The organism is Burkholderia reimsis (genome assembly GCF_003294055.1).
Taxonomy (GTDB): Bacteria; Pseudomonadota; Gammaproteobacteria; order Burkholderiales; family Burkholderiaceae; genus Burkholderia; species Burkholderia cepacia.
The window spans coordinates 133,606-143,775 of sequence record NZ_QMFZ01000023.1; the positions used below are offsets into that span (position 1 = coordinate 133,606).

Genomic DNA, 10,170 nt, shown 5'->3' on the forward strand with positions numbered 1-10,170 from the left:
TTGCATCGATAGACTGGGTCTCACGGTCGGCAGCCGCCGGCCGTATTCATCGGAGATCCAGCACATGATCAGGAAATGGTTGGCCGCAGCGGCAATGCTCGGCACGATCGCCTCGGCCTGGGCGGCCGTCGACGTCAACACCGCCAACGAGGATGCGCTCGTCGGCATCAAGGGTATCGGCCCGGCGCGGGCAAAGGCGATTCTCGACGAACGCGGCGCACGCGGCCCGTTCAGGAATGCGGAGGATCTCGCCGCACGCGTGAAAGGCATGGGCGGCCATACCGTCGAGCGGCTTCAGCAGGAAGGCCTGACGATCGGTGCGGCCGGTACGGGTGCCGCGCAGCCGGCCCCGGGCAAGCCGGCCGCCGGCAAGCCTGCAGCCGCACCTGCCCGCACCACCACGCAGAAGTAACGCGTCGCGCGCAGCCGACAACAAGCTCCTTCAGTCGCCGTCGTTGCGACGGCTTCCCGCGGCATGCCGCGGGTTTTTTGCGTGGGCACGGCGCATGGGGCGTCCACGCGTTGCACGGCATGCGTATTCCATCGCCGCAATGGGGTTGCCGGCGCGAGCAGCGGTGCTGGTTTACAATCGATCGATTGATCGGCCTCGTACTCACGGTATATCCATGGCTTACAAAACTATCGAAGACACGATCGGCAATACGCCGCTCGTCCAACTGGTCCGCTTGCCGGACGACGAGATTCGCGCGCGCAACAACGTGGTACTCGCGAAGCTCGAAGGCAACAATCCGGCCGGTTCCGTGAAGGATCGTCCGGCGCTGTCGATGATCAGCAAGGCCGAGGCGCGCGGGCGCATCAAGCCGGGCGACACGCTGATCGAGGCGACGAGCGGCAACACCGGTATCGCACTCGCGATGGCAGCGGCGATCCGCGGCTACAAGATGGTGCTGATCATGCCGGAGGACCTGTCGGTCGAGCGCCGCCAGAGCATGGCCGCCTACGGTGCCGAAATCATCCTGACGCCGGTGAAGGGCGGGATGGAGCTGGCACGTGATCTCGCGGACGAGATGCAACGCGAAGGCAAGGGCGTGATCCTCGACCAGTTCGCGAACCCCGACAATCCGGTTGCGCACTACGAAGCGACGGGCCCGGAAATCTGGCGCGATACCGAAGGGCGCGTCACGCACTTCGTGTCGGCAATGGGCACGACGGGCACGATCATGGGCACGTCGCGCTACCTGAAGGAGCAGAATCCGGCGATCGAGATCGTCGGTGCGCAGCCGGAAGACGGTTCGCGCATTCCGGGCATCCGCAAGTGGCCGGAAGCCTATATGCCGACGATCTTCGATCGCAGCCGTGTCGACCGCGTCGAGAGCGTGAGCCAGGCTGCGTCGGAAACGATGGCGCGCCGCCTCGCGGCCGTCGAAGGCATCTTCGCGGGCATTTCGTCGGGCGGCGCATGCGAAGTCGCGATGCGCATCGCGCGTCAGGTCGAGAATGCGACGATTGTGTTCATCGTCTGCGATCGCGGCGACCGCTACCTGTCCACGGGCGTGTTTCCTGCCTGAACGCGGGCAGATGCGCGTCGCGCGTGTACGAAAAGAAAGCGCCGCTTGTGCGGCGCTTTTTCATTGGGCGGGCGGTGCTTACTGCGACTGTGTATCGGTGGTACTCGGCTGAAGTGCGCCGCTCGCTTCCATCTGCGCCTTGACGGCCTCGCCAAGCTGGTACACGGTAAGCGCGTAGAAGAAGCTGCGGTTGTAGCGCGTCAGCACGTAGAAATTCTTGAGCCCGAGCATGTATTCGGTCGCGCGGCCCGGCGACGGCAGGTCGACCACCGTCACGGGCGTGCCGGCTTCGGTCGTGATGTTGACCGTCGGCTCGTTCAGCGTCATGCCCGCGCGCAGCAGTTGCGACAGTGCCCAGTGCGGTTCGGGCTGGCCGTCGGCGGCGGCCTGTGCGATCCCCAGGCTGCCCGTGTCGGGCGTGATCTGCCAGACCACCGGTCGGTCGGTTTCCCAGCCGTGCTGCTTCAGGTAGTTCGCGACGCTGCCGATCGCATCGACAGGACTGCTGCGCAGGTCGACATGGCCCGTGCCGTCGAAGTCGACCGCATATTCGCGGATGCTGCTCGGCAGGAACTGTGGAATCCCGATCGCGCCCGTATACGAACCGAGCACGGTGGTCGGGTCGAGCTGGTTGTCGCGGGTCCAGACCAGGAAATCCTCGAGGTTCTTGCGGAACGTCGCCTGGCGGCTGTCACGATTCGGCGTGTCCGGATAGTCGAACGTGAGCGTCGTCAGCGCGTCGAGCACGCGGAAATTGCCCATGTAGCGGCCGTAGATCGTCTCGACACCGATGATGCCGACGATCACCTCGGGCGGCACGCCGAATTGCTCGGATGCACGCTGCAGCGTTGCCTGGTTCGCCTTCCAGAATTTCACGCCCGCGTTGATGCGGATCGGCTCGATGAAGCGCGAGCGATAGACGCGCCAGTTCTTGACCGTCGGCGACGGGGCCGGTTTCACGAGCTTGACCGCTGTCGCCGAATAGCTGATGCGCGAGAACAGCGCATGCAGGCTCGCGGAGTCGAAGCCGTTGCGGCTGACCATCTCGTCGATGAACGCGTCGACCTTCGCGTTGTTCGCGTAACGCTGCGGAACGATTTCCTCTTCGAAGGTCTGGCCTTGCGGCGTCGGCTGTTGCGGCTGGGCCTGTGCGACGAGCGTGCCCGCGGGCTTCGCGGGTTGCGTCTGCGCGCCGGCGGGCGCGGTGCCGAGGGCCGCGACGGCAGCGGCCGCGACGAGCGGAGCGCGAACACGGAACAGCGCGGAGAGAAGGGCGGCAGGCTTGCTGGAATTCATGTCGAAGCGGGCGGACAGGGCGATTGGGTTCGGCGCAGTATACCCGACGGATCCGGCGCGCCGGGGCGTGGCAGGCCCCCGTTGTGGTAAGTTAGCGGCGAATTCGCGGCAGACGATGGACATCATTGATGGAGACCTGCGGCGCACCGTGCGCCGCGGATGACAGCTTATGGCAACCGCTTTCTATACGCACCCCGACTGCATGCTGCATGAGATGGGGGAATGGCATCCGGAATGCCCGGCCCGCCTGTCGGCGATCCAGGATCAACTGATCGCGAGCCGCATCGACGATCTGATCGTGCACGAAACCGCGCCGTTCGCGAGCGAGGTGGCGCTGGGCCGGGTGCATACGCAGGCGCACATCGACTACATCCGGAGCATGACGCCGGTCGACGGCTACGTCGAGATCGATCCCGATACGCTGATGAACCGCGATACGTGGCGCGCGGCGCTGCGTGCGGCCGGCGCCGCGATCGCGGCGACCGACGCGGTGATCGAAGGCCGCTATGCGAATGCGTTCTGTGGCGTGCGTCCACCCGGCCACCATGCGGAGCCTGCGCGCGCGATGGGTTTCTGCTTCTTCAACAACGTCGCGATCGCCGCGCGACATGCACTCGACGTACACGGTCTGGAGCGGGTCGCGATCATCGATTTCGACGTGCATCACGGCAACGGCACCGAGGCGGCGTTCGCGAACGACGAGCGGGTGCTGATGTGCAGTTTCTTCCAGCATCCGCTGTACCCGTTCTCGGGCGTCGATCACCAGGCGCCGAACATGGTCAACCTGCCGATGCCCGCGCGCAGCAACGGGATGGCGATCCGCGAAGCCGTCGACATGTTCTGGCTGCCGCGCCTCGATGCGTTCAGGCCGCAGATGCTGTTCGTGTCCGCGGGTTTCGATGCGCATCGCGAGGACGACATCGGCAACCTCGGCCTCGTCGAAGCCGACTTCGAATGGTTGACCGCGCAGATCGTCGAGGTGGCGCGCCGGCATGCGCAGGGGCGCATCGTGAGCTGCCTCGAAGGCGGCTACAACCTGTCCGCGCTCGGGCGCAGCGTTGTCGCGCACCTGCGCGTACTGGCCGGCATCTGACGATCGAGTGACCTGCCCCGGGCGCACTCAGCGCGCCGGCACGCGCGCGTGAATCCACGCGATCAGCGCGTCGATCACGCGATCGCGTTCGAGATCGTTCATCGTTTCGTGAAAGCCGCCTTCGTACAGCGTCAGCGTGCGATCGGGCGAGCCGACGCGCGCACCGAACGCACGGCTGCCGTCGGGTTCGGTCAGCTTGTCCTCGGTGCCGTGATAGACCAGCACCGGAACGCGCAGCCCGCCGCGACCGCTTTCGATGCGTGCCATCGCGTCGAGAATCTCCGCGCCGGTGCGGGCGGGCACCGCGCCGTGATGGACGAGCGGATCGGCGCGATTGGCTGCGACGATGGCCGGATCGCGCGACAGCAGCGCGGCATCGATCCTGATTGCGGGGAAGGTCGGCCATATGCGGCTGATGACGCGGCTCACAGCGAGCATCCAGCGCGGCACGTCACGTCCCGGCGCGAGCGCCGGGCTCGACAGCACGAGGCCGCTCAGCGCGTGGCCGCGTGCCGGCGCGCGTTCGATCGCGTACAGCGCCGCGACCGCCCCGCCCATGCTGTGCCCCATCAGGAACAGCGGCGAATTGCCGCGTGCGGCTTCGGCGACCAGCGCATCCGCGTCGTTCAGGTAGCCGTCGAAGCGCTCGACCCAGGCGCGCTTGCCGGGTGACTGGCCGTGCCCGCGCAGGTCGATCGCGAGCACCTCGATGCCGGCCGCATTCAGCCGGCCGGCGAGCGCGGCATAGCGACCCGCGTGTTCGGCAAGGCCATGTACGAGTGCGATCGTCGCGCGCGGCGGCTCGGTGCCGTTGCCAGCCGGCCAGCGGTACGACGCCAGTTCGAGCCCGTCGGCGGTACGCAGGCGGCCCATCGTCGGCGCGGGTGGGGACGAAGGCGCCGGTCCGGCGGTGGCAGGTGCGGCGGCCGGCGTGGTGGTGGCGGTCATCTGGCGTGTCCCCTGTCGGTTGGTCGGTGTTCCGGATCATAGTCGCGGCATCGTCGTGGCGCGCCAGCGGCGTCCCTCTAATTTCGTGTGGTTATGAAAAGATCGAAATCGATTATTAAGGGGAATGAGGGGTTTGCGGTAAAATCGTCGGTTATTCCAGATGCATCGGCGGCCGACTGGCGGGCCAACTCGCCAGCCGGCCGCCGTTTTGTTTACATGATCGAATTACGCAATCTTTCGCAGCGATTTCCCGGGCCGGGCGGCTGGGTCGAGGCGCTGCGCAACATCAACCTGACGATCCCGCAGGGCGAGGTGTTCGGCATCATCGGCCGAAGCGGCGCCGGCAAGAGCACGCTCGTGCGCACCATCAACCTGCTCACGCGGCCGACTGAAGGCAATGTCGTCGTCGGCGGGCTCGATCTCACGCTGCTGTCGGCTGGCGCGCTGCGCGAGGCGCGACGCGAGATCGGCATGATCTTCCAGCACTTCAACCTGCTGTCGTCGCGCACGGTGTTCGACAACGTCGCGCTGCCGCTCGAGCTGGCCGGCGCAAGCCGTGCCGACATCGAGGCCGCGGTGCTGCCGCTGCTCGACCTCGTCGGGCTGTCCGCGCAGAAGGATCGCTATCCGTCGCAGATCAGCGGCGGGCAGAAGCAGCGCGTCGGCATCGCCCGCGCGCTTGCGAGCCAGCCGAAGGTGCTGCTGTCGGACGAAGCGACGTCCGCGCTCGATCCCGAGACCACGCGCTCGATCCTCGACCTGCTGAAGCGCATCAACCGCGAACTCGGCCTGACGATCGTGCTGATCACGCACCAGATGGAAGTGATCAAGCAGGTGTGCGATCGCGTCGCGGTGCTCGATGCGGGGCGCGTGGTCGAGGAAGGCCGCGTGATCGACGTGTTCCTGCAGCCGCATCACGAGGTGACGCGCGCGCTGATCGGCGACGTGATCGCGCAGGAGTTGCCGCCCGCGCTGAAGGCGCGCGTGGCCGAGCGGCTGAAGACCGGCAGCGGTCATCTGCTGCGGCTTGCGTTTACGGGCTCGGGTGTCGACCAGCCGATCCTGTCGGAAACGATCCGTCGGTACGAACTCGATTTCAACATCCTGCACGGCCAGATCGACGAGATCCAGGGGCAGGCATTCGGTTCGCTCGCGGTGCTCGCAGGCGGCGAGCCGGGCAAGGTCGGGCAGGCGCTCGCGTTCCTGCGCGAACAAGGTGTGGTGGTAGAGGAGCTTTCGTATGTTGAGTGAGATGTTCGATATGTTCGTGCAGTCGTTCTGGGAGACGCTGATCATGGTCGGCATCTCCGGGGCGGTCGGCGCGCTCGTCGGCTTGCCGCTCGGCGTACTGCTTTACCTGACCGACCGCCAGGGCGTGCTGCAGAACCTCGCGGTGAATCGCGTGCTCGGCGGCATCGTGAATGCCGTCCGCTCGACGCCGTTCATCATCCTGCTGGTCGCGGTGATTCCGTTTACGCGGCTCGTCACGGGTTCGTCGATCGGCACGGCCGCGGCGGTCGTGCCGCTGACGCTCGCGGCCGCGCCGTTCATCGCGCGTCTCGTCGAGACGGCGCTGCGCGAAGTCGACCGCGGGCTGATCGAGGCCGCGCAATCGATGGGCGCGACCACGTCGCAGATCGTCTTCAAGGTGCTGCTGCCCGAATCGCTGCCGGGTGTCGTCGCGGGCCTGACGATCACGTTCGTGTCGCTGGTCGGCTATTCGGCGATGGCGGGCGCGATCGGCGGCGGCGGGCTCGGCGATCTCGGGATCCGCTATGGCTACCAGCGCTATCTGCCGGAAGTGATGTGGACGGTCGTTGCGATCCTGATCGTGTTCGTGCAGATCGTGCAGTCGTTCGGCGACTGGCTCGTCCGCCGGCTGAGCCACAAATAAGACGAAATTGATCCGTTAGGGGAGACAGACGATGCAACGACGCTTCATGCTGAAGTTCGCGGTGGCACTGGGCGCAGCCGCGCTGTTCGCGGGCGCGCACGCACAGGCCGAAACCATCAAGGTGGGTGTGACGGGCGGGCCGCACGCGCAGATCATGGAAGCGGTGAAGAAGGTCGCGGCGAAGAGCGGCCTCGAGATCCGCATCGTCGAATTCTCCGACTACGTGCAGCCGAACGCGGCGCTCGCGTCGGGCGACCTCGACGCGAACAGCTACCAGCACGATCCGTATCTGCAGGCGCAGGTGAAGGATCGCGGCTACAAGCTGATCAAGGTCGCGGATACCGTCACGTTCCCGATGGGCATCTATTCGAAGCGCGTGAAGTCGCTGACCGAACTGAAGCCGGGCGCGCGCGTCGCGGTCCCGAACGATCCGACCAACGGCGGCCGTGCGCTGCTGTTGCTGCAAAAGCAGGGTCTCCTGAAACTGCGCGCGGACGCGGGGCTGAAGGCGACGCCGCTCGATATCGTCGACAATCCGCGCAAGCTGAAGATCGTCGAGCTCGACGCGGCGCAGATTCCGCGCTCGCTCGGCGACGTCGATGCGGCCGCGATCAATACCAACTACGCGATGGAAGCGGGGTTGAAACCGAAACAGGACGCGATCGCGATCGAAGGGCCGAACGGCCCGTACGCGAACATCCTCGCGATCCGCGAGGCGGACCGGAACAAGCCGTGGGTCGCGAAACTGATCGCGGCCTATCATTCGGCCGACGTGAAGCAGTTCATCGAAGGCAAGTTCGGCGGCGCGGTCATTGCCGCCTGGTAACGGGCAGAGCACGGGACGCCCGGCGGGATTAGAGTCGATGATCGAAAACCCGGGCTTTGCGTCCGGGTTTTTTCTCTTTTAAAATAGAACGATCGTTCGCTATCATTGGCGCGTCGTCAAGAAGCGGTATCCTCGACAACCATGATGGTTGGGTCCGCTTGGCCGCGCAGTCATGAGGCCTCGCTATAGAATGGCCTCTGGTCGTATTCGTAACTTTGGAGCGTGTGCATGAAAATCCTGGTGCCAGTGAAAAGAGTGGTCGATTACAACGTGAAGGTCCGTGTGAAGTCGGACAACACGGGCGTCGACATCGCGAACGTGAAGATGTCGATGAACCCGTTCGACGAAATCGCCGTTGAAGAAGCGGTGCGCCTGAAGGAAGCGGGCGTGGCGACCGAAGTGATCGCCGTGTCGGTGGGCGTCACGCAAGCGCAGGAAACGCTGCGCACGGCGCTGGCGATCGGCGCGGATCGCGCAATCCTCGTCGAATCGAACGACAGCGTCGAGCCGCTGGCCGTCGCGAAGATCCTGAAGGCGCTGGTCGACAAGGAACAGCCGCAACTGGTGATCCTCGGCAAGCAGGCAATCGACGACGATTCGAACCAGACGGGCCAGATGCTGGCCGCGCTGGCGGGCCTGCCGCAAGCGACGTTCGCGTCGAAGGTCACGATCGCGGACGGCAAGGCAACGGTCGCACGTGAAGTCGACGGCGGCGCGGAAACGCTGTCGCTGACGTTGCCGGCGGTCGTGACGACCGACCTGCGCCTGAACGAGCCGCGCTACGTGACGCTGCCGAACATCATGAAGGCGAAGAAGAAGCCGCTGGAAACCGTGAAGCCGGAAGACCTCGGTGTGGACGTCGCGCCGCGTCTGAAGACGCTGAAGGTGGCCGAGCCGCCGAAGCGCGCAGCCGGCGTGAAGGTGCCGGACGTGAAGACGCTGGTCGAGAAGCTGAAGACCGAAGCCAAGGTGCTGTAAGAGGGAGCGGAAAGAAATGACGATTCTGGTGATTGCAGAACACGACAACGCGTCGATCAAGGCCGCGACGCTGAACACGGTGGCGGCGGCAGCGAAGATCGGCGGTGACATTCACGTGCTGGTCGCGGGCCACAACGCGCAAGCGGCGGCCGATGCCGCAGCGAAGATCGCAGGTGTGTCGAAGGTGTTGCTGGCCGACGCGCCGCAGCTCGAAGCGGGCCTCGCGGAAAACGTCGAAGCGACTGCGCTGAACATTGCGAAGGACTACTCGCACATCCTCGCGCCGGCGACTGCGTACGGCAAGAACATCGCGCCGCGTATCGCCGCGAAGCTGGACGTTGCGCAGATTTCGGACATCACGGCGGTTGACAGTGCCGACACGTTCGAGCGCCCGATCTACGCGGGCAACGCGATCGCGACGGTGCAGTCGAGCGACCCGATCAAGGTCATCACGGTGCGTGCGACGGGCTTCGATCCGGTTGCAGCGGAAGGCGGCAGCGCAGCGGTCGAGAAGATCGAAGCGGCGGCAGACGCCGGCAAGTCGCAGTTCGTGAGCCGTGAGGTGACGAAGCTGGACCGTCCGGAACTCACGAGCGCAAGCATCATCGTGTCGGGCGGCCGCGGTCTGGGCAGCGGCGAGAACTACACGAAGGTGCTGGAGCCGCTGGCCGACAAGCTGTCGGCGGCGCTCGGCGCGTCGCGCGCGGCAGTCGACGCCGGCTACGTGCCGAACGACTACCAGGTCGGCCAGACCGGCAAGATCGTCGCACCGCAGCTGTACATCGCGGTGGGCATCTCGGGTGCGATCCAGCATCTGGCCGGCATGAAGGATTCGAAGGTGATCGTCGCGATCAACAAGGATCCCGAAGCGCCGATCTTCAGCGTGGCCGACTACGGCCTCGTCGGCGACCTGTTCGCGCTCGTGCCGGAGCTCGTGAACGAGCTCGGCTGACGCAGTGTGACGCTCAGGCGGTAAGCACACGAGAAGAGGGGCGCGACGAGCGCCCCTTTTTTTCGCCATCGACAGAAGAGAGAAGAGGGAGACACACCATGAGCTATAACGCCCCCGTCAAGGACATGCTGTTCGTGCTGAAGGAACTCGCGGGCATCGACACCGTTGCGCAACTGCCGGGTTTCGAGGACGCCGGTTACGACACGGCGCAGGCCGTGCTCGACGAGTCCGCCAAATTCTGCGGCGAGGTGCTGGCACCGCTGAACGTCGAAGGCGACCGCAACCCGAGCAGCTGGAAGGACGGTGTCGTGACCGCGACGCCGGGCTTTGGCGAAGCGTTCCGCCAGTTCGTCGAAGGCGGCTGGCAGGGGCTGCAGCACCCGTCCGAATACGACGGCCAGGGGCTGCCGAAGCTGATCGCGACGCCGTGCATCGAGATGCTGAACGCGGCAAACCTGTCGTTCGCGCTGTGCCCGCTGCTGACCGACGGCGCGATCGAGGCGCTGCTGACGGCCGGCACCGACGAACAGAAGCAGCGCTACGTGCCGAAGCTGATCTCGGGCGAATGGACCGGCACGATGAACCTGACCGAACCGCAGGCGGGCTCGGATCTTGCGCTGGTGCGTTCGCGCGCCGAGCCGCAGGGCGACGGCA

11 protein-coding genes are annotated in these 10,170 nt (G+C 65.8%); 9 read left to right on the top strand and 2 right to left on the bottom strand.

Annotation, left to right across the window (positions count from 1 at the left end):
- Positions 1-64: 64 nt before the first annotated feature.
- Positions 65-412, top strand: a complete 348-nt coding sequence (locus DPV79_RS25070) for a ComEA family DNA-binding protein (RefSeq protein WP_021157453.1) — start codon at positions 65-67, stop codon at positions 410-412.
- A gap of 214 nt (positions 413-626) precedes the next feature.
- Positions 627-1,529 carry a cysteine synthase CysM gene (cysM, locus tag DPV79_RS25075; protein WP_042973431.1) on the top strand — a complete coding sequence of 301 codons (903 nt, stop codon included), beginning with the start codon at positions 627-629 and terminating at the stop codon, positions 1,527-1,529.
- Between the two features lie 78 nt (positions 1,530-1,607).
- Here cysM and mltB read toward each other — a convergent pair whose 3' ends face one another.
- The gene (gene mltB, locus DPV79_RS25080; RefSeq protein ID WP_081076022.1) at positions 1,608-2,951 is read right to left on the bottom strand and encodes a lytic murein transglycosylase B; all 1,344 of its coding nucleotides are present in this window, start codon (positions 2,949-2,951) and stop codon (positions 1,608-1,610) included.
- Positions 2,952-2,994: 43 nt separating this feature from the next.
- On the opposite strand from mltB, the gene DPV79_RS25085 reads away from it, so the two are divergent.
- Positions 2,995-3,918, top strand: coding sequence for a histone deacetylase family protein (locus tag DPV79_RS25085; RefSeq protein WP_059685534.1), 924 nt, complete (start codon positions 2,995-2,997; stop codon positions 3,916-3,918).
- 27 nt (positions 3,919-3,945) lie between these two features.
- Here the strand turns inward: DPV79_RS25085 and DPV79_RS25090 are convergent, their stop codons facing one another.
- Positions 3,946-4,866, bottom strand: a complete 921-nt coding sequence (locus tag DPV79_RS25090; protein WP_059685532.1) for an alpha/beta hydrolase — start codon at positions 4,864-4,866, stop codon at positions 3,946-3,948.
- 216 nt (positions 4,867-5,082) lie between these two features.
- On the opposite strand from DPV79_RS25090, the gene DPV79_RS25095 reads away from it, so the two are divergent.
- The 6 genes from DPV79_RS25095 to DPV79_RS25120 form a co-directional block, all read left to right on the top strand.
- Positions 5,083-6,117, top strand: coding sequence for a methionine ABC transporter ATP-binding protein (locus tag DPV79_RS25095; RefSeq protein ID WP_027788053.1), 1,035 nt, complete (start codon positions 5,083-5,085; stop codon positions 6,115-6,117).
- Positions 6,107-6,760 carry a methionine ABC transporter permease gene (locus DPV79_RS25100; RefSeq protein ID WP_006486982.1) on the top strand — a complete coding sequence of 218 codons (654 nt, stop codon included), beginning with the start codon at positions 6,107-6,109 and terminating at the stop codon, positions 6,758-6,760. The genes DPV79_RS25095 and DPV79_RS25100 overlap by 11 nt, the downstream gene beginning before the upstream one ends.
- A gap of 31 nt (positions 6,761-6,791) precedes the next feature.
- Positions 6,792-7,586: a MetQ/NlpA family ABC transporter substrate-binding protein gene (locus tag DPV79_RS25105; RefSeq protein ID WP_059498485.1), complete on the top strand. Its 795-nt coding sequence runs from the start codon at positions 6,792-6,794 to the stop codon at positions 7,584-7,586.
- 228 nt (positions 7,587-7,814) lie between these two features.
- Positions 7,815-8,564, top strand: coding sequence for an electron transfer flavoprotein subunit beta/FixA family protein (locus DPV79_RS25110; RefSeq protein WP_021157446.1), 750 nt, complete (start codon positions 7,815-7,817; stop codon positions 8,562-8,564).
- Positions 8,565-8,580: 16 nt separating this feature from the next.
- Entirely contained in the window at positions 8,581-9,516 is a 936-nt protein-coding gene (locus tag DPV79_RS25115) for an electron transfer flavoprotein subunit alpha/FixB family protein (protein WP_060309578.1), read from the top strand.
- Positions 9,517-9,614: 98 nt separating this feature from the next.
- Positions 9,615-10,170, top strand: a 556-nt coding sequence (locus tag DPV79_RS25120) for an acyl-CoA dehydrogenase family protein (protein WP_208866747.1), incomplete at its 3' end; no start/stop codon positions are given.